Annotated in this window: 20 protein-coding genes; 12 read left to right on the top strand and 8 right to left on the bottom strand. The window is 72.5% G+C overall.

Annotated features, from left to right (window positions below; translation table 11 throughout):
* The first annotated feature begins 99 nt into the window (after nt 1–99).
* From ABZ810_RS04045 to fahA, 3 genes are all read left to right on the top strand, one after another.
* On the top strand, nt 100–1,299 hold the full coding sequence (locus ABZ810_RS04045) for a hypothetical protein (RefSeq protein ID WP_358398877.1): 1,200 nt from the start codon (nt 100–102) through the stop codon (nt 1,297–1,299).
* Nucleotides 1,300–1,375: 76 nt separating this feature from the next.
* Complete coding sequence (locus tag ABZ810_RS04040; RefSeq protein WP_358398875.1) at nt 1,376–2,212, top strand: hypothetical protein; 837 nt, start codon at nt 1,376–1,378, stop codon at nt 2,210–2,212.
* Nucleotides 2,213–2,231: 19 nt separating this feature from the next.
* Nucleotides 2,232–3,449 (top strand): fumarylacetoacetase, encoded by a 1,218-nt coding sequence (gene fahA, locus ABZ810_RS04035; RefSeq protein ID WP_358398872.1) that lies wholly within the window; start codon nt 2,232–2,234, stop codon nt 3,447–3,449.
* A gap of 34 nt (nt 3,450–3,483) precedes the next feature.
* Here fahA and ispF read toward each other — a convergent pair whose 3' ends face one another.
* Nucleotides 3,484–3,957 (bottom strand): 2-C-methyl-D-erythritol 2,4-cyclodiphosphate synthase, encoded by a 474-nt coding sequence (ispF, locus tag ABZ810_RS04030; protein WP_358398870.1) that lies wholly within the window; start codon nt 3,955–3,957, stop codon nt 3,484–3,486.
* 24 nt (nt 3,958–3,981) lie between these two features.
* On the bottom strand, nt 3,982–4,464 hold the full coding sequence (locus ABZ810_RS04025; protein WP_026414839.1) for a CarD family transcriptional regulator: 483 nt from the start codon (nt 4,462–4,464) through the stop codon (nt 3,982–3,984).
* A gap of 376 nt (nt 4,465–4,840) precedes the next feature.
* Between ABZ810_RS04025 and ABZ810_RS04020 the strand changes: the two genes are divergently transcribed.
* The gene (locus ABZ810_RS04020) at nt 4,841–5,620 is read left to right on the top strand and encodes a hypothetical protein (RefSeq protein WP_358398867.1); all 780 of its coding nucleotides are present in this window, start codon (nt 4,841–4,843) and stop codon (nt 5,618–5,620) included.
* A 342-nt stretch (nt 5,621–5,962) separates the two neighbouring features.
* A complete protein-coding gene (locus ABZ810_RS04015) occupies nt 5,963–6,916 on the top strand; it encodes a hypothetical protein (protein ID WP_358398865.1) in 954 nt (317 codons plus the stop codon).
* A gap of 123 nt (nt 6,917–7,039) precedes the next feature.
* Here ABZ810_RS04015 and ABZ810_RS04010 read toward each other — a convergent pair whose 3' ends face one another.
* Nucleotides 7,040–7,720 (bottom strand): response regulator transcription factor, encoded by a 681-nt coding sequence (locus tag ABZ810_RS04010; protein WP_358398863.1) that lies wholly within the window; start codon nt 7,718–7,720, stop codon nt 7,040–7,042.
* 61 nt (nt 7,721–7,781) lie between these two features.
* The gene (locus tag ABZ810_RS04005; RefSeq protein WP_358398861.1) at nt 7,782–9,029 is read right to left on the bottom strand and encodes an ATP-binding protein; all 1,248 of its coding nucleotides are present in this window, start codon (nt 9,027–9,029) and stop codon (nt 7,782–7,784) included.
* 201 nt (nt 9,030–9,230) lie between these two features.
* Between ABZ810_RS04005 and phoU the strand changes: the two genes are divergently transcribed.
* A complete protein-coding gene (gene phoU, locus ABZ810_RS04000; protein ID WP_358398858.1) occupies nt 9,231–9,896 on the top strand; it encodes a phosphate signaling complex protein PhoU in 666 nt (221 codons plus the stop codon).
* A 94-nt stretch (nt 9,897–9,990) separates the two neighbouring features.
* On the opposite strand, the gene ABZ810_RS03995 is transcribed toward phoU, so the two are convergent.
* From ABZ810_RS03995 to mshA, 3 genes are all read right to left on the bottom strand, one after another.
* Entirely contained in the window at nt 9,991–10,857 is an 867-nt protein-coding gene (locus ABZ810_RS03995; RefSeq protein WP_358398855.1) for a phosphoglyceromutase, read from the bottom strand.
* Between the two features lie 109 nt (nt 10,858–10,966).
* On the bottom strand, nt 10,967–11,485 hold the full coding sequence (locus tag ABZ810_RS03990; protein ID WP_358398853.1) for a YbjN domain-containing protein: 519 nt from the start codon (nt 11,483–11,485) through the stop codon (nt 10,967–10,969).
* Entirely contained in the window at nt 11,482–12,855 is a 1,374-nt protein-coding gene (gene mshA, locus ABZ810_RS03985; protein ID WP_358398971.1) for a D-inositol-3-phosphate glycosyltransferase, read from the bottom strand. The genes ABZ810_RS03990 and mshA overlap by 4 nt, the downstream gene beginning before the upstream one ends.
* Before the next feature lie 208 nt (nt 12,856–13,063).
* On the opposite strand from mshA, the gene ABZ810_RS03980 reads away from it, so the two are divergent.
* The 3 genes from ABZ810_RS03980 to ABZ810_RS03970 all read left to right on the top strand — a co-directional run bounded on the left by ABZ810_RS03980 (nt 13,064) and on the right by ABZ810_RS03970 (nt 18,439).
* Nucleotides 13,064–14,602 carry a CocE/NonD family hydrolase gene (locus ABZ810_RS03980; RefSeq protein WP_358398850.1) on the top strand — a complete coding sequence of 513 codons (1,539 nt, stop codon included), beginning with the start codon at nt 13,064–13,066 and terminating at the stop codon, nt 14,600–14,602.
* Between the two features lie 78 nt (nt 14,603–14,680).
* The gene (locus ABZ810_RS03975) at nt 14,681–15,439 is read left to right on the top strand and encodes an SDR family NAD(P)-dependent oxidoreductase (protein ID WP_358398848.1); all 759 of its coding nucleotides are present in this window, start codon (nt 14,681–14,683) and stop codon (nt 15,437–15,439) included.
* A 186-nt stretch (nt 15,440–15,625) separates the two neighbouring features.
* On the top strand, nt 15,626–18,439 hold the full coding sequence (locus ABZ810_RS03970; protein ID WP_358398846.1) for a PEP/pyruvate-binding domain-containing protein: 2,814 nt from the start codon (nt 15,626–15,628) through the stop codon (nt 18,437–18,439).
* Here ABZ810_RS03970 and ABZ810_RS03965 read toward each other — a convergent pair.
* Nucleotides 18,354–19,187, bottom strand: a complete 834-nt coding sequence (locus ABZ810_RS03965; RefSeq protein WP_358398844.1) for a class I SAM-dependent methyltransferase — start codon at nt 19,185–19,187, stop codon at nt 18,354–18,356. The two genes, ABZ810_RS03970 and ABZ810_RS03965, sit on opposite strands and share 86 nt — an antisense overlap.
* Before the next feature lie 116 nt (nt 19,188–19,303).
* Here ABZ810_RS03965 and ABZ810_RS03960 point away from each other — a divergent pair, with 116 nt between their 5' ends.
* The 3 genes from ABZ810_RS03960 to ABZ810_RS03950 all read left to right on the top strand — a co-directional run bounded on the left by ABZ810_RS03960 (nt 19,304) and on the right by ABZ810_RS03950 (nt 22,318).
* Nucleotides 19,304–20,962 (top strand): AMP-binding protein, encoded by a 1,659-nt coding sequence (locus tag ABZ810_RS03960; protein WP_358398841.1) that lies wholly within the window; start codon nt 19,304–19,306, stop codon nt 20,960–20,962.
* A 41-nt stretch (nt 20,963–21,003) separates the two neighbouring features.
* Nucleotides 21,004–21,792: a TIGR03084 family metal-binding protein gene (locus tag ABZ810_RS03955; protein WP_358398839.1), complete on the top strand. Its 789-nt coding sequence runs from the start codon at nt 21,004–21,006 to the stop codon at nt 21,790–21,792.
* Between the two features lie 64 nt (nt 21,793–21,856).
* Complete coding sequence (locus tag ABZ810_RS03950; protein WP_358398836.1) at nt 21,857–22,318, top strand: universal stress protein; 462 nt, start codon at nt 21,857–21,859, stop codon at nt 22,316–22,318.
* Nucleotides 22,319–22,334 lie beyond the last annotated feature (16 nt).

Genomic DNA, 22,334 nt, shown 5'->3' with positions numbered 1-22,334 from the left:
AAGATGGGAGTAACCGCCGCGCAAGCTGGCTAATCTCCCCACGTCGGCCCGCGTGTCCCCCTCCCTCCCGTCGTCCCTCCCCCGAGACGAGTTGAGAAGATGGCCCAAGATCGCTTCACCATCGCGCAGCGACGGCTGTTCACCGCGTCCGCGGGGCTCGTCGTCGCCGTGCTCGTGAGCGGAACGTTCGTCCTGACGTACGACGTGCTGCGGGAGCTCGCCATCGCGGGCCGCACGGGCCGCCGGTGGGCGCTGGTCTATCCGGTGATGGCGGACGCGCTCATGGTGATGACGATCATCTCGCTGGTGGTCACCCGGCATGCCCGGTGGTGGTCGCGCTGGATCCGCTGGGTCCTGCTTCTGGCCCTTCTCGGCGGGACGGCCGCGATCGGCGTTCAGCGGTCGCTCTGGGGTTACGACTCGCTGCCGGACGAGCCGCTCAAGGCCGGCGTGGCCGTGGCGCCGCACCTCATGCTCGTGATCGCCGTCTGGTTGTGGCTGACGCTGTTCAAGCAGCTCCTCGCCACGACGTCCGGAGCCACGGCGGAGGCCACGGCCGAGGCCACGGCGGAGGCCACGGCGGAAACGTCGGACGGGCCTGACAAGGCGGCGGGCCGTGATCTGATCCCGTTCCCCGAGGACGTGTCCGAACGGGAGCCCGAGCCCACTCCCCCACCCACCAAGGAAGCCACCAGTACAGGCAGGGACGGGGGTGTGGGGGCGCATGGGCGGGCGGGCGTGAGTGAGGGGATTGAGGACGGTGATCCCGAGGACACCGCGCCGTTGCCCAACGTTCTGGCCAGCCTGCCCACGGATGTGGAGCTCGTACGGACGCGGCCACCCGACGGCAAGGCTCCGGCCGACCTGGCCAAGACGACTCGCCCTGACATCGTCCTGCCTTCGAGCGTGGACGCCGCCGAGGACGAGGCCGAGTCGCCCGTGGTCGACCGGGCCGAGGATCCCGATGCCGGGGAGGACGACGAGCATGCGGAGCGGCGGGGGCGTCACCGCCTGCGCCGGCGCGTGTCCCGGCGGGAAGAGCCGAAGACCGCCCCCGATCCGGCCCCGGTCTCAGGGAACTCCGACCTCCAGCCCATCACTGATCTTGAGGCTCGGCCTGCCACGGACGCGGATGCCCGGTCCGGCGCAGGTTCCGATGGCTCGCCTGGCCCTGAGCCCGGTGAAGGGCCCGCCGCGGACTCCGGTGCGGGATCTGAAGACGATGACGAGTTGCGGATCTGGGACTGGCATCCGCCGTCCAGCACGTTCCGCAGTTCCCCTACTCCCCCGTCGGACTGACCCGCCCGGCGAACAGGCGGGGGGATCTGGCTTGGGGGTCACGCGTCAGGGCGGGGGTTGGGGGTAGAGAGCGGGCATGGGCCTCTTCACCCGGCTCTTTGATGATGCTGCGCTCTTCCCGCCGGCCGGCATGTCCCTGGAGGACGCGCTGCCGGCCTACCGCGCCGCCACCACCGCGACGGCGGAAGGGCCCCATGTGGGGCGTTTCCTCTGTCCGGCCTCGCGCATTGCCGAGTTGCGGACGCATCTGATCCCGGAGGACCTGTTCGATCTCGGGCTCATCGCCGACACGGGCGTCGAGGAGCTGCCCAAGGCGCTGGACGCGGTCCACGCCGAGCCGCGCGTGCGGCTGGCGGCCGTGGAGATCGCGCTTCCGGAGGAGGCCGACCAGGCCCGTGCGGCGGCGGTGACGATCGGGCGGCTCACCGCCGAGGTCCCGACGTTCATCGAGGTGCGGCGGGCGCCGGGGAGGCGGGACATCCTCGATCGGCTGGCCGCGGCGCGGGCGCACGGTGTCCCGCTCGGCGCCAAGCTGCGTACGGGCGGTCTCGCGGCTGACACGTTCCCGGCGCCTTCGGAGCTCGCCGACTTCATCGTGGCGTGTGTCGAACGCGACCTGCCGTTCAAGTGCACCGCCGGTCTGCACCACGCCGTGCGTCATACGGACGCGGCGACCGGGCTCGTCCATCACGGTTTCCTCAATGTGCTGGCGGCGGTGGCGCGGGCGGCGGACGGCCGCGCAGGGGCTGTTCTGGAGATTCTCGAGAGCACTGATGCCGGGCGGCTGGCCGGGCTCGCGCGCGCGACCACCGAGGTCGAGCGCGTACGGAGGTTCCTGACCTCGATCGGGACGTGCGACATCGACGCGCCGCGCGCGGATCTCGCCGATCTGGGGCTGGTCCAACCGGGATGAACGGGGAACATAGGACCCCATGACGACGGTTTCGTGGGTCGAGGTCAACGACGACGACGGCTTCGGTGTCGACAACCTGCCGTACGGGGTCTTCTCCCGGCCGGGTGAGCTGCCCCGTGTGGGGGTGGCCATCGGCGCTCACGTGCTGGACCTCGCCGGGCTCTCGGCCGCCGGCCTGGTCGACGACCGCCGGTGGTTCGCCGCCGGGTCCCTCAACGGGTTCATGATCGCTGGGCGGGCGGCCTGGCAGGCCAACCGGGCGCGGCTCATCGAGCTCCTCACCGACGAGCGGCACCGGGCCTCGGTCGAGCCGCATCTGATCCCCCTCACCGACGTCGAGCTGCTGCGGCCCATCGAGGTCGCCGACTTCGTCGACTTCTACTCGTCCCTCGACCACGCCACCAACGCCGGACGCATCTTCCGGCCGCAGGGCGAACCGCTGTCGCCCAACTGGAAGCACCTTCCGGTCGCCTACCACGGCCGCTCAGGGACGATCTATCCCTCGGGGACCCCGATCGTCCGGCCCTGCGGCCAGCGGCGCGCCTCGCGCGATCAGGAGCCGTCGTACGGGCCGAGCCTGAAGCTGGACTTCGAGGCCGAGGTGGGATTCGTGGCGGGAGTCCCCTCCGCGGCGGGCAGCCGGGTGCCCACGGCCGGTTTCGCCGACCACGTCTTCGGCTTCGTCCTGGTGAACGACTGGAGCGCGCGGGACATCCAGTTCTGGGAGTCGCAGCCGCTCGGCCCGTTTCTCGGCAAGTCGTTCGCGACCTCGATCTCGCCGTGGGTGGTCCCGCTGGCCGCGCTGGAGGCGGCGCGCGTCCCGCAGCCCGTCCAGGACCCCGCCCCGCTGCCGTACCTCCAGGTGGACGAGCCGTGGGGGCTGGATCTCGCGCTGGAGATCCTGATCAACGGCCAGGTGGTCGCGCGCCCGTCGTTCGCCTCCATGTACTGGACGCCGCCGCAGCAGCTCGCGCACGCCACCGTGAACGGCGCTCCGCTGCGCACCGGCGACCTCTTCGCCTCGGGAACGGTCTCCGGCCCCGAACGGGATCAGCGCGGCTGCCTGCTGGAGCTCACCTGGAACGGCGCGGAGCACCTCGAGCTGCCCGACGGCTCCAAGAGGCTCTTCCTCGAGGACGGCGACACCGTGACCCTGCGTGCGACCGCGCCGGGCACCGGTGGCGGCCGCATCGGCTTCGGGGATCTCAGCGGAACGGTCCTGCCCGCCAACCCGTGACGATCTGGTGGGCGATGTCCACAGGTTGTGGATATCAGGTGCGAGGGAAGATCATGGCGGTGGCTATGGCGGCGATGCCCTCGCCGCGGCCGGTCAGGCCCAGGCCGTCGGTCGTCGTGCCGGAGATTGATACGAGGGCGCCGTCGAGCGCCTCGCTGAGGGCCTTCTCGGCCTCGGTGCGCCGCTTGCTGATGTGCGGGCGGTTGCCGATCACCTGGACCGCGACGTTGCCGACGGCGAAGCCCGCCTCGTGGACACGGCGGGCGACCTCGCGCAGGAGCGTGACGCCCGAGGCGCCGGACCAGCGGGGGTCGGCGGTGCCGAAGACGGCGCCGAGATCACCGAGGCCGGCGGCCGACAGGAGGGCGTCGCAGGCGGCGTGCGCCGCGACGTCGCCGTCGGAGTGACCGTCGAGCCCCTGTCCCGGCCATTCGAGACCGGCCACCCAGAGGGGGCGGGGAGGGGCGTCGTCAGAAGCGAACGGGTGGACGTCGGTTCCGACGCCCACCCGTGGAAATCGTTCGTTCACCGCTCAGGACGCGAGGACCTCGTCGAGGAGGGCTTCCGCCTTGTCCTCGTTGGTCTTCTCGGCCAGGGCGAGCTCGCTGACGAGAATCTGCCTGGCCTTGGCCAGCATGCGCTTCTCGCCCGCGGACAGGCCGCGCTCCTTGTCGCGCCGCCACAGGTCGCGCACGACCTCCGCGACCTTGTTGACGTCGCCAGAAGCGAGCTTCTCCAGGTTTGCCTTGTAGCGCCGAGACCAGTTGGTCGGCTCTTCGGTGTAGGGTGCGCGAAGCACCTCGAACACCTTCTCCAGGCCCTCCTGGCCGACGACGTCACGGACGCCCACGTCCTCGACGTTCTCGACCGGGACCTGAACTGTCAGGTCGCCCTTGTCGACCTTCAGGACCAGGTAGGTCCTTTCCTCACCCTTGATGGTGCGAGTCTCGATGGCCTCGATCCGAGCAGCCCCATGGTGGGGGTAGACGACGGTGTCGCCGACCTGGAAAGTCATGTGACAAGTACCCCTTCCGCTAGAACAAGGGTAGCACGGACCCGACGGTGGCTGCACCGACCTTATGGACAAATGCCCAGGTCAACACCCTAATTGGGGTCTTGACAAAGCTCCTTAATGGTGCATTCCACCCCTGTTCCGGGGTTGGAACATGCCCGCGGCGAACTCACAACCCGGCCCACACGGCCCCAGGCCGGGCGGATCGCACTCCCTCCGAACAACCCCCTGCCACTGGCCGCGAAGCGGCTCATACTGGAAGGTGAACATGCCGGGCCGGGTGGGTACGAAGCGCCCGGAAGGGCCGAAAAGGTCACCCCGGGCGCGGCGGAGGGGTGACGGGCGAGGCTCGGCAGAACTCAAGATAGTGAGGTGCGGCGTGAGGCCAGACGGCGACCCCGAGCCAGACGACTATGGCCTGCCACGCGTCGACGTGGTGGTGCCGGACGACGCCCGTGAGCTAGAACGAGAGGTTCTGGCCTATCGCCGCGAGGAACGCCAGCGCCGCCGCCGCGCACGGTTCCGCCGCCTCCTCTCCCCGTTCAGCCGGTTCGGCGTGGCGGTGCCGATCATCGCGGGCGCGCTGCTCATCGCCCTGCTCAGCGGTGCCCTCATGACGGCGTTCGGCCCCCGGCCCGCGCCCCGCCCGACCGCCTCGCTCGCCGATCCCACGTCCACGGTGCCGCCCGGCCGCCCCGGAGGGCCGCTGCCGTCCGGCGACGTCGCGATCGTGAACGGCAAGGCCGAACGCAGGCGGCTCGCCGACCTCCGGTCCGGCGTGCTGGCCATCGTCCCGTCCCAGTGCGCGTGCGACCGGCTCATCGACGAGCTCGCCACCCGGACCAGGCAGTACAACCTGAGCTTCTGGCTCACGCTCGACCGCCGCGACGCCCCCGCCTCCCGCGATGCCGCGCTCAGGCGGCTGCGCGCCCTCGGCGGCGCCGCCCACGGCGGCCAGGTGACCCTCCTGGAGGACGAGCAGGGCCGGCTGGCCGACATGTACACGCGCGACGCGGGCAAGGCCACCACCCTCCTCATCCGCCCCGACGGCCTGCTCGCCGACATCGTCAGCGACCCGCGGCCCGGCAGGGAGCTCTCCGAGAAGATCAAGGCCCTGAACGCCGCGTCGCTCCCCGTCCCCTCCTCCACCCACTCCTGAACGCCCCGCCGCTCCCCTTCCGCCCCGTCGCTCCCCTTCCGCCCCGCCGCTCCCTTCCCGAACGCCCCCCTCGCTCCCCTTCCCCGGACGCCCCCACCACTCCGGCTCCTGAACACCCGGTCGCCGGCTCCTTCACGCTCGCCACCCCGGTCACCTGTCACACTCCGCGGTGGAACGTCCCGGGGCGGGCCCTCCATACCTCGTGGCGGCCCGCAAAACCACCCCCGGGGCCGGATCACCCACCCGGTCTCGCTACGCTCTCCTCTGGCGCCTTCGCGCCGCCCCTTGATGTGGTCCCTTCCGCGGACCCCTGGACTGACACCCCTCGAGGAGATCGACGCCGTGATCCGTAACAGCCGTCGAGTGGTCGCGCTCGCCATCGCGGGCGCCGTCGCCATCGCGCCGGTGATCACCGGCTGCGGCGCCGGCGAGACCCCTCAATCCGCCGCCCCCACCCAGCTGACCGAGGCCATCAACGCGTCGGTGCCCCAGGGCGACAAGGTGTCGAAGATCGACATCCGCAACATGTTCCTGCTCGGCCCGCAGGCCGACAAGGCGTTCCCGCAGGGCAGCTCGCTGCCGCTCTACGGCGTGCTGATCAACCAGGTCAAGGCCCCGGACCGGCTGGTGGCGGTGAGCTCGCCCAACTTCGCGCAGGCCCGCGTCTCCGGCGGCGCCCTGACGCTCCCGGCCGCCTCGCAGGACGGCGTCGGCAGCGTCGTCAACCTGCTCGGCCCGGCCTCCGCCGCCGCGACGCCGACCCCGAAGCCCGCCAAGCCGTCCGGCGGCGCCGCCAAGCCGACCGAGACCCCGTCTCCCGGCGCGACGGCCTCCCCCGAGAGCACGGCGACGCCCGAGAGCCCGGCCGCCTCCGAGAGCCCGGCCGCCCCTGAGAGCCCGGGCGCGACCGCGTCCGCGAGCCCCGGCGCCTCCGCCACCACGACGCCCCCGGCCGCCGAGACGCCCGTCTCGCCGACCGGCAAGGGCCCGCTGGTGGTCCTGACCGGGCTGACCGGCGAGCTGCGCGGCGGCGAGACCATCAAGGTGACGCTGCAGTTCGAGAAGGCGGGCTCGATCGAGCTCTCCGTGCCCGTCATCCCGCAGCAGGGCGAGTTCACCGAGTACGTGGCGGTCTCCGCCGGCGTTCCGGTGCCCGGCGCCGCCACCAGCCCGTCGGCCACGCCCACCGGCGGTGGCGCGGGACACGGCGGGAGCGAGCAGGGCACGCCCACCCAGGGCGGCGGCCACGAGACCACGGCCCCCGCGACGAGCGAGAGCCCCGCGGCCCACGGCTGACGGACTCCCCCGTTCACACCACGTCGAACGGCCCACCCTCCACACGGAAGGTGGGCCGTTCGCAACGTTCACACGTTCACCGAACGCCCGTAGCGACGCGCCGCGGGCGGGCGGGCGGGCGGGTTAAGGCTCGAACTTGTAGCCGAGGCCCCGGACGGTGACGATGTAGCGCGGCGTCGAGGGGGCGGTCTCGATCTTGGCGCGGAGGCGCTTGATGTGCACGTCGAGGGTCTTGGTGTCGCCCACGTAGTCGGCGCCCCAGACGCGGTCGATGAGCTGCATGCGGGTGAGGACGCGGCCCGCGTTGCGGAGGAGGACCTCCAGGAGCTCGAACTCCTTGAGCGGGAGCTGGACGGTCTCGCCGTTGACGCTGACGACGTGGCGTTCGACGTCCATGCGGACCGGGCCGGCCTCGAGCGTGGCGGGGGCCAGCTCCTCGACCTCGCCCTGGCGGCGGAGGACGGCGCGCATGCGGGCGATCAGCTCGCGGGTGGAGAAGGGCTTGGTGACGTAGTCGTCGGCGCCCAGCTCGAGCCCGACGACCTTGTCGACCTCGCTGTCCTTGGCGGTCAGCATGATCACGGGGACGTTGGACTTGGCGCGGAGCTCGCGGCACACCTCGGTGCCGGGCAGGCCGGGCAACATCAGGTCGAGCAGCACGAGGTCGGCACCGTTGCGCTCGAAGATGTCCAGCGCGTCGGGGCCGGTGGCCGCGACGGCGACCTCGAACCCCTCCTTGCGCAGGTTGTACGAAAGTGCGTCGCTGAACGACTCTTCGTCCTCGACGACGAGCACACGGGTCACGGTGTTGCCTCCCGGGCGGGTTCCTTGGCCGGGCCGTTGGCCGTCATTCTTGTTCGGCCCTTCACGGGGTAGGTGGGGTCGGATAGACGATCGAGGCGTCGCCGTCTGGGGGTCTCGGCTGGTCGGCGGCGGCTTCGTTGGCCCGCTCGGTGGCCGCAGGAGGGCGGGGGGACGCGTTGAGGAGGGGCAGGCGGATGGTGAACGTGGATCCGGAGCCCTCCTTGCTCCAGACCGTCACCTCGCCGCCGTGCTTGGTGGTGACGTGCTTGACGATGGCCAGCCCGAGGCCGGTGCCGCCCGTCTGGCGGGAACGGGCCGGGTCGACCCGGTAGAACCGTTCGAAGATGCGCTCCAGGTCGACGTCCGGTATCCCGATGCCCTGGTCGGTCACGTTGATCTCGACGTGAAGGTCGTCGCACTGCCGGGTGGCGACGACGACGCGGGTGTTCTCCGGGCTGTAGGCGACGGCGTTGTCGATCAGGTTGCGGATCGCGGTGACCAGCAGTTCCTCGTCGCCGCGGACCTTGAGGCCGTCCTGGCCGCCGGTGGTGAGGTCGATGTTCTTGGCGTTCGCCTTGATCTGGCAGCGGTCCAGCGCCTCGATGATCACTTCGTCGAGGGCGACCGCGTGCAGCTCCGGCAGCGGTTCGTCGCCCTGGATGCGCGACAACGTCATGAGGTCCTGGACGAGGTTGGTCAGCCGGACGGACTCGTGCTGCATGCGGCCGGCGAAGCGGCGCACGGCCTCGGGGTCGTCGGCGGCGTTCTCGACGGTCTCGGCGAGCAGGGACAGCGCGCCGACCGGGGTCTTGAGCTCGTGGCTGACGTTGGCGACGAAGTCGCGGCGGATGGCCTCGACGCGGCGCATCTCGGTGAGGTCCTCGGCCAGGACGAGGACGAGGCCGTGGGAGCCGAGCGGGGCCACGCGGACCGCGAACCACCGCCCCTCGGCCCGGTTGCGGCCCTTGGACGAGCCGACCTGCACCTCGGTCTCGCGGATCTCGCCGTCGCGGCGGGCCAGCCGGGCCATGGCCAGGAGCTCGTCGATCACCAGCCGGTCACCGCTCACGAGCCCGAACGCGCGCGCGGCGGAGCTGGCGCGCAGCACCCGGTCCTCGCCGTCGACCACGACGGCCGAGGAACGCAGGACGCTCAGCACCGACGCGACGCCCGGCGGCAGCCCGCTCTGGGGCGCGGCCGGGGCCGTGGCCTGCTGGGCTCGCTCGCTCACGCGTACCGCCAATCCCGTAGCGAGCCCGATCGCGAGCCCGGCAAGCCCGGTCAGGCCTGCGACAATCTCGACCTCCACACCTCGGATCGTAAGTGCCGTTCGGGGCGTTCCTGCACCATGGGGTGATACAACACGGTCTCGTTAGCCCAAAGTTCACCTTTCCCTACCGGGTCGTTCATGCAGGTCAGGCAGGCTGTGGCGTGGACGAGTACGTCCGGCGCCCCCGCACGGTCCGCCACCCTGACCACATCGTGACCCCGACCGCACCAAGGAAGTTGAATGCGCGACGCCTACCACGAGGAGCTCGACTCCCTCTCCGACAAGCTGGTGGAGATGACCCGGCTCGTCCGGTCCGCCATGGCCCGCGCGGTGACCGCTCTTCTGGACGCCGACCTGCGGCTCTCCGAGGAGGTCATCAGCAGCGACGAGCACGTCAACAAGATCGACGCGGAGATCGAGGAGATCGTCTTCGACCTGATGGCGCGCCAGCAGCCGGTGGCGGGCGATCTGCGTACTCTGATCACCTCGTTGCGCATGAGCGGCGACCTGGAGCGCATGGGCGACCTGGCGGTGCACGTCGCCAAGACCGCGCGGCGGCGCCACCCCGAGTCGGCGGTGCCGCCGGTGCTCCAGGCGACGATGCTGGAGATGGGCCAGATCGCGGAACGCATGATCGCCAAGACCGGCAGCGTGATCGCGTCCCAGGACGTCGAGATGGGCCTGGAGCTGGACGCCGACGACGACCGCATGGACCAGCTGCACCGCAAGCTGTTCGACATCCTGCTGTCGCCCAAGTGGACCGAGGGCGTCGAGCCCGCCGTCGACATCACCCTGTGCGGCCGCTACTTCGAGCGGTTCGCCGACCACGCGGTGCACGTCGCCGAGGACGTGGTCTACATGGTGACCGGCCAGCGCCCCCAGGAGATCATCGACGCTCCCGAGTAGCCCGAAGGCCATCACCCACACGGAGAGGGGCGCCCCCGCCGAAGCGGGAGGGCGCCCCTCTCCTCATGTCCTCATGTCCTCATGTGCCCGGAGGCTACTTCTTGCGCTGCTTCCTGCCCCGGCGGCCGCCGGTGGGCTGGCCCGGCGGAACGGGCGGGACGGGGGCGCCCTGCCCGGGGGGCGGCGGGACCTTGGGGCCGGGGGCGGGGCGGCCGGCGCCCGCACCCTGGTTCTTGACGGCCTCGATGGCGGCCTTGGCGGCCTCCGGGTCGAGGTACTCGCCGCCGCGCTTGAGCGGCGCGAAGTCGTCGTCCAGCTCGTACACCAGCGGGATGCCGGTGGGGATGTTGAGGTCGGTGATCTCCTCGTCGGAGACGTCGTCCAGGTGCTTGACCATGGCGCGCAGCGAGTTGCCGTGCGCGGCGACCAGCACGGTCTTGCCGCCGGCCAGGTCGGGCACGATGGCGTCGTACCAGTACGGCAGCAGCCGGTCGACGACGTCGGCCAGGCACTCGGTGCGCGGGATCAGCTCGGACGGCAGCGGCGCGTAGCGCAGGTCGTTGACCTGCGACAGCGGATCGTTGTCCTTGATCGGCGGCGGCGGGGTGTCGTACGAGCGGCGCCAGATCTTGAACTGCGCCTCGCCGAACTCCTCGCGCGTCTGCGCCTTGTTCTTGCCCTGGAGCGCGCCGTAGTGCCGCTCGTTGAGCCGCCAGGACCGGCGGACCGGGATCCACAGCAGGTCGGCGACGTCCAGCGCGATGTTGGCGGTACGGATCGCCCGCTTCAGCAGCGAGGTGTGGACGACGTCCGGGGTGAGGTCGTTGTCGAGCAGCAGGTCGCCACCCTTGGTGGCCTCCTGCTCGCCCTTGGCGGACAGGTCCACGTCCACCCAGCCGGTGAACAGGCCCTCCGCGTTCCACACACTTTCGCCATGTCGGAGCAATACCAGGGTCGCCATGGGCCAGAGCTTATCGGGGAGCCGTGAACGCGGCGTAAGCGGGCGCCGGCGGGCCCGGCGGCCTTCGCGGCGGCTCCCGGCGGCGGCTCCCGGCCGCTTTCGGCGGCCCTCAGCGGCGGTCGGGGTCGGCGAACGAGGCGAACGCCTGGAGGTTGGCGAGGCTCTCGCCGCGCTTGACCCGCCAGTCCCACTCGCGCTGGATGGACGTCTTGAATCCGCGTTCGAGGGCCTTGTCGAAGTTGTCGTCGCTGTAGGTGAGGACGCAGCCGAGGACGCGGTCGATCTCGTCGGGGGTCACCCCGCCCAGCGGGAGCTTGCCGACGATGTAGACGTCGCCGATCTCGTCGAGGGCGAAGCCCATCCCGTACATCCGCCCGTTCTTCTCCAGCAGGAACCGGTAGAAGTCGGCGTGGTTCTCGTCCGGCCGCCGGCAGAAGAACGCCTCGACGTGCAGGCTGTGGTCGCCCACGATCAGCCAGGTCATGGTGGCGAGCTTGTGCTGGCCGGGCAGCTTGACGAAGAACGCGCCGGGCTTGGGCACCTCGTAGTCGAGCTCGGACGCCTTGAGCGTCTCCTCGATCACGACGACGGGGTCGGGGACGTCTCCGCGACCATGGGCACTGCTCATGCGGACACCTCGGCGGCTGGCGTGGTCGAGAACACCGACACGTCGCCGCCCGCGGCGGCGGGAAGGCGGTGCGTGCGGCTGGGCGTGAACGTGGTCAAGGCGCCTGTATACACCTCGACGAGCCGGTCGACCGTGGTGTCCCAGCCGAGCGACTGCGCGTGTCGCACCGCGCCGCGGGCGAGGCGGGCGTGCAGGCCGGGCTCGGCGTGCAGGCGGCGCAGGACGCGGGCGTAGTCGGCCGGCTCGTGGCCGTCGATGAGGACGCCGGACTCGCCGTCCTTCACGGCCGTGCAGAGCCCGCCGACGGCCGCGGCGACGACCGGGGTGCCGCAGGCCTGTGACTCGACGGCGACGAGCCCGAACGACTCGTTGTGCGAGGGCACGACGGTGACGTCGGCGGCGCGGTACCAGTCGGCGAGCTCCTGCTGCGGGCAGGGCGGCTCGAACCGCACGACGTCGGCGATGCCCAGCTCGGCGGCCAGGGCCTGGAGCCCCTCGGGCCGCGACCGGCCGCTGCCGCTGGGGCCGCCGACGACGGCGACGACGAGCTTGGAGCGCAGCGAAGGATCGTCGTCGAGCATCCGGGCGGCGGCGTGCAGCAGCACGTCGGGCGCCTTGAGCGGCTGGATGCGGCCGACGAAGAGCAGCACGTACGCGTCGCGTGGCAGGGCGAGGCGGCGGCGGGCGGGGCCGGTCCGGTGCGGGAGGAGGCCGGTGCTGCGCGACAGGAGCGCGGCCTCGGGACGGAACAGCGACAGGTCGACGCCCGGTTTGACGGTGGCGACGCGCGCGGGGTCGGCGCCGTAGAGCTCGACCAGCTCGCGCGCCTCCTTGGCGGTGTTGGCGACGAGCTGGTCGGCGGAGTCGACGACCTGCTGCTCGCCGAGCACCCGCGCCTCGGGTTCGGGGGCGTCGCCGACGGCGAGCGCGGCGTTCTTGACCTTGGCCATGGTGTGCATCGAGTGCACGAGCGGTACGCCCCAGCGCCGCTTGGCGGCGTCGCCGGCCTGGCCGGACAGCCAGTAGTGGGTGTGGAGGAGGTCGTAGTGGCCCGGGTCGTAGGAGGCCTCGGTGCGCAGGACGCCGTTGGTGAAGCCGCACAGCTCGCCCGGCAGCTCGGTCTTGTCGAGCTCCTCGAACGGGCCGGCCACGATGTTGCGCACCAGCACGCCGGGCGCGAGCTCGACGACGGGCGGCAGTGCCCGGCACGTGGCACGGGTGAAGATGTCCACCTCGATCCCCCGGGCGGCCAGCCGCTTGGCGACCTCGACGACGTAGACGTTCATCCCGCCCGCGTCGCCGGTGCCCGGCTGGTCAAGGGGCGAGGTGTGAACGCTGATCGTCGCGACCCGGTTGAGACGAGACGACATGCGACCCGACACGGACACCACCTCCGGTTGTGCAACCTATCGGTCGCGAATTGTGTTCCCACCAGACGGTGTCCATGCGGGGCAGAAGTGACGTTCTGGGCAAATGTGGCACCTGTCACACAACGTTGCTACTAACCAGTCAGTAGGTATTTACTTCCCACGCTACTAATCACTGTGTCTAATAGAGCTGGGCGAAAGAGGAGTCGGCGTGCGCAAGCTCGGGATGGCGGGAGCGGCTCTGGCGGCGGGCGTGACGTGGGCCGCCGCCCTCACGGCGGTACCGCCCGCGGCGGCGGCGGAGAAGGGTTCGACCGTCACCTACGAGAGCATCCCCGGCGACGGCGGCACCGCGCTGAAGGCCCTCGTGATCAAGCCGACGGGACACGGCACCGGACGTTCGCCGCTGCTGGTGATGCCGGCGAGCTGGTCGCTCTTCCACGCCGAGTACCTGGGCGCCGCCACGCAGCTGGCCAAGGAGTCGGGCTACACCGTCGTGAGCTACACCAGCCGTGGCTTCTGGGACTCGGCAGGCACGATCGAGGTCGCGGGCCGCCAGGACATCGCCGACGTCAGCCGGGTGATCGACTGGGCGGTGCGGAACGCGAACGCCGACGAGACCCGGGTCGGCGCCGCCGGGATCTCCTACGGCGCCGGGATCAGCCTGCTCGCCGCCGGATCCGACAAGCGCGTCCGTGCCGTCGCCGCGATGAGCGGCTGGACCGATCTCAAGGCCTCGCTCTACCCGAACGAGACGGTCAACGACCAGTCGGCCGCGCTGCTCCTGGGCGCCGGCAACATCACCGGCCGCCTGGGCACCGACCTCAAGCGCCTCCAGGACGCCTGGATCGCCGACGAGCTCGGGCCCGTCCTCCCCCTCGCCGACGAGCGCGGCGCGATCAACCGGATCGGCCGGATCAACGCCAACCGGCCGGCGATCCTGGTGGCCAACCAGTGGGCCGACAGTATCTTCCCGCCCGGCCAGACCGCCGACTTCTACGAGCGGCTCACCGGTCCCAAGCGGCTGATGCTCCAGCCGGGCGACCACGCCACCGCCGAGGGACTGGGCGCCGTCGGCCTGCCCAACGACACCTGGACGGCGGCGGCCCGCTGGTTCGACCACTACCTGCGGGGCGTCGGCAACGGCGTCGAGCGCGAGGCGCCGGTCAACCTCAAGGCCCTCAACGGCGGCGGCTGGACGGGCTACCCGAACTGGAAGGCCGTCACCCGGGGCTCCGCCGCGTACCGCCTCGACGGCACCCGCACCCTCGCGGCGGGCGGCGCGACCGTGGCCGACAGCGGGATCGTCTTCGCCCACGGCGTCGCCCAGCAGGCGGGCATCCACTGGAAGATCCGCGTCGACCAGGTCGACCCCCGCAACGGCGCCGTGTGGCGGACCGCGCCGTACGGCCGCGCCACCACCATCGGCGGGTTCCCGCGGCTGCGCACGACGGTGATCCCGAGCACCCGGGACTCCTCGTTCTTCGCCTACCTGTACGACGTCGCGCCGAACGGCGAGGGGCAGCTGGTCAGCCACAAGCCGTTCACCCTCCGGAACGCGACCCCGGGCAAGGCCAGGACGGTCGACCTGCGCCTGGAGCCGGTCAGCTGGAAGGTCCCGGCCGGTCACCGGCTCGCGCTCGTCGTCGACACCACCGACATCCGCTACCGGTCCATGAGCAGGTCCGGGACGTTCACGCTGACCTCGACCGCGAAGGCCCCGTCCACGCTGACGATTCCGACCTCGTGACCGGCCCCGCGCCCTCCTCGTGACCGTCCTCGTGACCCTTCGCGCGGGCGTTCCGGGGGACCTGGGACGCTAGGGCGCATGCGTAAGACGGCGGTTGTCACCGGAGCAAGCAGCGGGATCGGCGCGGCCACGGCCAAGAGGCTGGCCGCCGAGGGGTTCAACGTCGTGCTCGCCGCGCGGCGGCGGGAGCGGATGGAGGACCTGGCGAAACACATCGCCGAGGAGGTGCCGGGCGCCGGGAAGGTCGCGGTGGTCACGCTGGACGTGACCGACCAGGCCTCGGTGGACGCGCTCGCCGAGGCCTTGGCGGACGTCCACGTGCTGGTCAACAACGCCGGCGGCGCCATCGGCCTGGACCCGGTCGCCAGCGCCGACCCGGCCGACTGGCAGGCCATGTACGACACCAACGTGCTCGGCCTGCTGCGCGTCACCAAGGCGCTGCTGCCCAAGCTGATCGCGTCCGGCGCCGGGCACGTGGTCAACATGACCTCGCTGGCCGCGCACGCCAACTACGAGGGCGGCGCGGGCTACAACGCGGCCAAGCACGCCGCGTTCGCCGTGAACGAGGTCATGCGGCTCGAACTGGTCGCCGAGCCGGTCCGGGTCACCGAGATCGCCCCCGGCCTGGTCAAGACCGAGGAGTTCTCGCTGGTGCGGTTCCGCGGCGACCAGAGCAAGGCGGACAAGCCGTACGAGGGCGTGCCGGAGCCGCTGGTGGCCGAGGACGTCGCCGACTGCGTCGCCTGGGCCGTCACCCGTCCCGCGCACGTCAACATCGACCGGATCGACGTGCAGCCGCGCGTCCAGGCGGCCCCGCACAAGCTGCACCGCCGCTGAACCGTTACCGCCCCTGAAGCGGTACCGCCCCTGAAGCAGTACCGCCCCTGAAGCAGCACCGCCCCTGAAGCAGCACCGCCCCTGAAGCAGCACCGCCCCTGAACCAGTAGGGCGCGCAAGGATCATTCCGGCCGGTGTCCGGGTATCCCCTGAACGGGAGTCGAGGCCGCTCAGGGGGACGGACGGATGACCGACTACGTGGTGCCACTGGACGAGGGCGGCGCGCCGGCCGACACGGGCGGCAAGGGCGCCTCGCTGGCCCGGCTCGCGGCCGCGGGGTTCCCCGTGCCGGCCGGGTTCCACGTCACCACCGCGGCCTACCGCCGCGTCGTCGGCGATGACGGCCTGCGGGACGGGATCCGGGTGGCCCTCTCGAACGTCGATCCGGACCTGCCCGCGACCGCCGAGGCCGCGGCCGGCCGGATCGCCCGGCTCTTCGCGGCGCACGAACCGCCGCCCGAGATCGCCGGGCCCGTCCGCGCCGCCTACGCGGCCCTCGGCGACCGGGAGGGCGACCCGGCCGACGTCGCCGTGCGGTCGTCGGGGACGGCCGAGGACCTGCCGGACATGTCGTTCGCCGGGCAGCAGGACACCTACCTGAACGTGCGCGGCGAGGAGGCGCTGCTGGACGCCGTGCGCCGGTGCTGGGCCTCGCTCTGGAACGCCCGCGCCATCGTCTACCGGGCCCGCAACGGCATCGACCACGACGAGGTGGCGCTCGCGGTCGTCGTCCAGCGCATGGTGCCCGCCGACGCGTCCGGCGTCATGTTCACGGTCGCGCCGGTCGGCGGCGCCACCGACCAGATCGTGATCAACGCCGCCTGGGGGCTGGGCGAGACGGTCGTCGGCGGCGGGGTGACGCCCGACACCGTCGTGGTCGACAAGCCGTCCGAGAAGGTCATCGGCACCCGCGTCGCCGACAAGGTCGTGCGCGCGGTCCGCGCCACCGGCTCCGCGGACGGCGCGGGCACAGGCGGCACAGGCGGCACGAGCGGCGCAGGCGGCACGAGCGGCGCAGGCGGCGCAGACGGCATGAGCGGCGCAGACGGCATGAGCGGCGCAGACGGCATGAGCGGCGCAGGCGGCGCAGACGGCATGAGCGGCGCAGACGGCATGAGCGGCGCAGGCGGCACGCGGGAGGAGCCGGTGCCCGACGAACTGCGCCGCGAGCCCGCCCTCACCGGCGACCAGGCGGTCGCGCTGGCCCGCCTGGGCAAGCGGATCGAGGAGCTGTACGGCCGGCCGATGGACGTCGAGTGGGCGTTCGCCGCGGGCCGCCCGTACATCCTCCAGGCCCGCCCGATCACCGGCCTCGACGAACGGCCCGCGCCGTCGGAGGTGTGGAACGACAGCCTGGACGGCGACTACCTGTGGACGAACGGCAACCTCGGTGAGGCGATCCCCGACGTGATGACGCCGTGCACCTGGTCGCTGGTCCAGATCTTCATGGGCGGCGCGATGGCGACCTCGTCGGTGCCCGGGTACCGCGCGTACGGCAACATCGGCGGCCGGTTCTACATGAACCTCAGCGTCGCGGCCTCGGTCGCCACCGCGTTCGGCATGAAGTCCCGGCTGGGCATGCTGGAGCAGGTCTTCGGCAGGCTGCCGGAGGGCAGGGAGATCCCGCTCGTCCCGCTGTCCCGGCCGCAGGTGTTCCGCGCCCTCCTGCCGGTCGTCGCGGCCGTCGTCCCGCGGGTGGTCGTCAACCAGCGGCGGCTCCCCGACTTCCTGGCCGCCTCGCCGGGCCGCTGCGCCGCGATGCGCGACCGGATCTGGGACGCCGGGACGGGCGACGACCTGGCCGGGCTGTGGGACGACGTGGTGGAGCCGTACTTCACCGAGGCCTGCCACATGCTGGAGGCCGCCGGGCGCCAGGGCGGGAACGCGCTCGTCACCGTCCGCGCCGACCTGGAGAAGCTGGTCGGCGAGGAGGACGCGGGCGCGCTGCTCAGCGGCCTGCGCGCCGACGGCGCCGCGCTCGCGAGCCTCGGCCCGGTGACCGGGCTCGCCAGGCTGGCCAACGGGGAGATCGACCGGGCGGCGTACCTGCGCGAGTGGGGGCATCGCGGCCCGCACGAGTTCGAGGTCGCGGCGCCGCGCCCGGCCGAGGACCCCGGCTGGCTCGACCGGCAGCCGGCCGCCACCGCGAGCGACGCCGCCGCGCTGCTGGAACGCCGCCGCGACGCGAGCCAGGCGGCGTGGCGGCGCCTGCGCGAGCGGCACCCGCGCAAGGTCGCCGGGCTCCGGCGCCGGATCGGCCGCTGGGCGAAGGCGGCCCACGACCGGGAGGCGGCACGGTCGGAGGTCGTCCGCGTGTTCTGGGTGCTGCGCTCGTTCGTGCTGCGCGCCGCCGGGCTCACCGGCTGCGGCGACGACCTGTTCTTCCTGACCATCGACGAGATCGTCCGCCTGCTGCGCGGCGACCGCGGCCCGCTCGACCGGGTGGAGGAGCGGCGCCGGGCGTACGGGCGCTACGCCGCGCTGCCGCCCTACCCGGCCGTGATCCTCGGCCGCTTCGACCCGGAGGCCTGGGCCGCCGACCCGGACCGGCGCACCGACTTCTACGACGGCACCGCGCTCACCCCGCCGCGGGCCGCCGGCGCCGTGATCACCGGTTTCCCCGGGGCGTCCGGCGTCGTGACCGGCACGGTGCGCGTCCTGGCCCGGCCCGAGGACGGGGAACGGCTCGAGCCCGGCGAGATCCTGGTGACCACGGTGACCAACATCGGCTGGACGCCGCTCTTCCCGCGTGCGGCCGCCGTCGTCACCGACGTGGGCGCGCCGCTCTCGCACGCCGCGATCGTGGCCCGCGAGCTCGGCATCCCGGCCGTGGTCGGCTGCGGCGACGCCACCATGCGGCTGCGCGACGGCGACCGCGTCCGGGTGGACGGCGCCCGGGGCACGGTCCGGGTGATCAGCGACGAGGGGCCACGGCCTCCCACGGAAGCGTCACCTCACCCAGCCGCCACCGCGACCGGCCGCCGTAGGGAGGGCGGGTGAGCACCGGGTGGGTGCGGGCCAGCAGGCCGACCGCCTCGATCCAGCGGGCGCGCGGGCCGAACGCCGAGTGCGGCGCGGCGGTCGCCCAGCACCGGTCGAAGTCGGTGAGCAGGGTGTGCACCGGTTCGCCGGGGACGTTGCGGTGGATGAGGGTCTTGGGGAGGCGTTCGGCCAGCTCGGACGGCTGGTCGAGGGTGGCGAGGTGCGCCGCGAAGGTGATCGTGCGCGGTCCGGAGCGGGACAGCGTGACCCAGACGGCCCGGCGGCCGATCTCGTTGCAGGTCCCCTCGACCAGCACGCCCGCCGGGGCGAGCCTGGCGCGCAGCCCGTCCCAGGCCAGCCAGGCCGCCTCCTCGTCGTACTGCCGGAGGACGTTCAGGGCGCGCACGAGCACGGGCGGGCGGTCGACGGGCAGCTCGAAGCCGCCGCGCCGGAACGTCAGCCCGGGCAGCGGGTGCGCGTCGAGATGGGCGAGCCCGGACGCCACCCGGTCGGGTTCGATCTCGATGCCCACGACCTCCAGCCGCGGCGCGACGGCCCGGAGCCGCGTGTAGAGCTCGACCGTCGTCACGGGAGTCGCGCCGTACCCGAGGTCGACGGCGAGCGGCCGCGGCGCCGACCGCAGCGCCGCGGTCTGCGTCGCGGCGATCCAGCGGTCGATCCGGCGCAGCCGGTTGGGCGCGGTGGTGCCGCGGGTGATCTCACCGTCGGGTCTCTGGGATCGGGCGGGTCTCTGGGGTCGGGCCACTCTGGGATTCTCCCCGGACCACCCCACTGAACGTGATTCGGTAAGCGACGGGTTACGGTGATCCCGGGTAGCCGTGTGGCGCGCGCGGCACCCTTGGGATCCCTGGAGGAGTGCCGATGCCGGAACTCGACCTCGCCACCTTGCACGAGGCCGTCGAGGCCGCGATCCCGGACCGCGAGTGCCTCGTCTGGCAGGGCGGCAGGACGACCTGGCGGCAGATGGGCGACCGGACCCGGCGGCTGGCGAACGTATTGCACGCGCACGGCCTGGGCCGGCGCGAGCGCGACTGCGAGGCGTGGGAGTCGCCGCACGACCATCTGGCGCTCTACCTGCACAACGGCCCCGAATACCTGGAAGGCCTGCTGGGCGCGCACAAGGCCCGCGTCGCCCCGTTCAACGTCAACTACCGCTACGTGGACGACGAGCTGGCGCAGCTGTTCGGCGACTCGCGTCCGGCCGCGATCCTCTTCCACGCGCGGTTCGCCGGCGCCATCGGAAGGGTCGTCGATCGTGCAGGGAAGGAGGGCGGCACCTCGCCGCTGCTGCTCCAGGTCGCCGACGACTCCGGCGAGGAACTCCTGCCCGGCGCGCTCGACTACGAGACGGCCCTGGCCGAGGCGTCCCCCGGGCCGCTGGACCTGCGCCCCTCCCCCTCCGACCTGCACATCCTCTACACGGGAGGCACGACCGGCCTGCCCAAGGGCGTGTTGTGGCGGATCGGCGACCTCATGGTGGGCCCGCTCGGCCTGAGCCGCCGCGACGGAACGCCCATCACCGACCTGGCCGAGGCGGTCGAACGTGCCGTCCGGGGCGACCACCGGGTCCTGATCGGGCCGCCGATGATGCACGGCGCGGGAACGTGGTCGGCGCTCGGCGGCTGGTGCGGCGGCGCCTGCGTGATCTTCCCCGGCCGGGTGGACGGGCTCGACGCGGCCGACCTGCTCGCCACCGCCGAACGGGAACGCGTCACGCGCATGCCGATGGTCGGCGACGCGTTCGCCCGGCCGATCGTGGAGGAGCTGGAACGCGGCTCGTACGACCTGTCGGCCCTGCGCACCATGCTCAACTCGGCCGCCGCGATCAGCCCCGGGGTGAAGCGGCGGCTGCTGGAACGGCTGCCGAATCTGCGGATCGTGGACGTGCTCGGCTCGTCGGAGAGCGGTTTCGCGGTCACCCGGCAGGGCGCGGCGGACCGGCCGTTCCTCCCCGCGCCCGGCGCGGCGGTGCTGAGCGCCGACCGCGGCCGCCGGATGAAGCCGGGCGAGGACGAGATGGGCTGGCTCGCCAAGGGCGGCCGGGTGCCGCTCGGATACCTGAACGACCCGGACAAGACGACGGCGACGTTCATCACGGTCGACGGCGAGCGGCTCGTGGTCGCCGGCGACCGGGCGCGGCTGCTCGCGGACGGCACGGTCGAGGTGCACGGCCGGGAGGCGACCACGATCAACACGGGCGGCGAGAAGGTGTTCGCCGAGGAGGTCGAGGTCGTGCTGCGCGGGCTGCCCGGCGTGGCGGACGCGCTGGTGGTCGGGCGGCCCAGCGAACGCTGGGGCACCGAGATCGTGGCGGTCCTGCGAAACGCCGAAGGGGCCGCGCCGGACGACGCGGAGCTGCGCGCGGGGTGCGCGGCCCATCTCGCCCGATACAAGATCCCCAAGGCCTTCCTGCGGACGGACGGCGGCCTGCGCCTGCCCAACGGGAAGGCCGACTACGCCGCCGCCCGCGCCATCGTCGCCACCGCGGGCGGCAACCGACCCGAATCAGGTTCGGCCTAAGGTCTGTACTCGGCGGTATCCGGCGGTGGATGCTGGGCGGCATGCCTGATCTCACCGTGCTCCTCGCCGACCTTACGGCCGAGGGCGACGACCTGGAGTCCCTCGTGGCGGGCCGGCCCGCCGGGGACTGGGCCACGCCGACCCCCGCCGAAGGCTGGACGGTCGCCCACCAGATCGCCCACCTGGCCTGGACCGACGACCAGGCGCTGGCGGCGGCGACCGACGAGGCCGCCTTCAACGAGATCATCGCCCAGGCGATGGCGAACCCCGGCGCGTTCGTCGACGACGGCGCGGCCGAGGGGGCGGAGGCCGAGCCCGCGTTGCTCCTCGCCCGCTGGCGCGCCGGCAGGGCGGCGCTCGCCGAGGCGCTCACCCAGGTGCCCGCGGGGGCGAGGCTGCCCTGGTTCGGGCCGCCGATGGGCGTCGCCTCCATGGCCACCGCGCGGCTGATGGAGACGTGGGCGCACGGGCAGGACGTCGCGGACGCGCTCGGCGTACGGCGCGAGCCGACGCACCGGCTGCGGCACGTCGCCCACATCGGGGTGCGCACCCGCGACTTCTCCTACGCCAACCGGGGTCTGACGCCGCCGGAGGAGACCTTCCGGGTCGTCCTGTCCGCGCCCGGCGGGGACGAGTGGACGTGGGGTCCCGACGACGCCGGGCAGGCGGTGCGCGGCCCGGCGCTCGACTTCTGCCTCCTGGTCACCCAGCGGCGCCACCGCGCCGACCTCGCGCTGACCGCGGAGGGCGCGGACGCCGACCGCTGGCTCGACCTGGCGCAGGCGTTCGCAGGTCCGCCCGGCAACGGCAGGACGCCCGCGTCGGCGTGAGAGGTTCCCCACTCTTGGAGATCATGGGAGTTCGAAACGCTTCGAACGGGACATGTCTCCAGACATGACCATGTTGATCGCCTATGACGGCTCCGACGACGCCAAGGCCGCGATCGCGTTCGCGGGAAAGCACGTGACCCCGGCCCCGACCGTCGTCCTCGTCGTGTGGGAGCCGCTGCTCGTCCAGATCGCCCGTTCCGCGATGGCCACCCCCGCCGCCTTCGTCGGCGACGACGCCGAGGCGGAACGGCAGCAGCGCGAGGAGGCCGAGAGCTTCGCGGCCGAGGGCGCCGAACTCGCCCGCAAGGCCGGGCTCACCGACGTCAAGCCGCACGCCGAGGCCAGCACCGGCCCGATCTGGTCCACCATCGTGGACGTCGCCGAGGAGCTCGACGCCTCGCTCGTCGTCACCGGCTCGCGCGGGCTGGGGCGGGCCAAGTCGGTCCTGCTGGGCAGCGTCTCCGACCGCATCCTGCGCCATGTCAAGCGCCCGGTGCTGATCGTCCCGCATCACGAGGACGACTGATCCGGCGGCGGCCGGA

Source organism: Spirillospora sp. NPDC047279 (genome assembly GCF_040643285.1).
Lineage (GTDB): Bacteria > Actinomycetota > Actinomycetes > Streptosporangiales > Streptosporangiaceae > Spirillospora.
The sequence above is the reverse complement of the archived record's forward strand: the minus strand, read 5'-3'. Positions and strand labels throughout refer to the sequence as shown.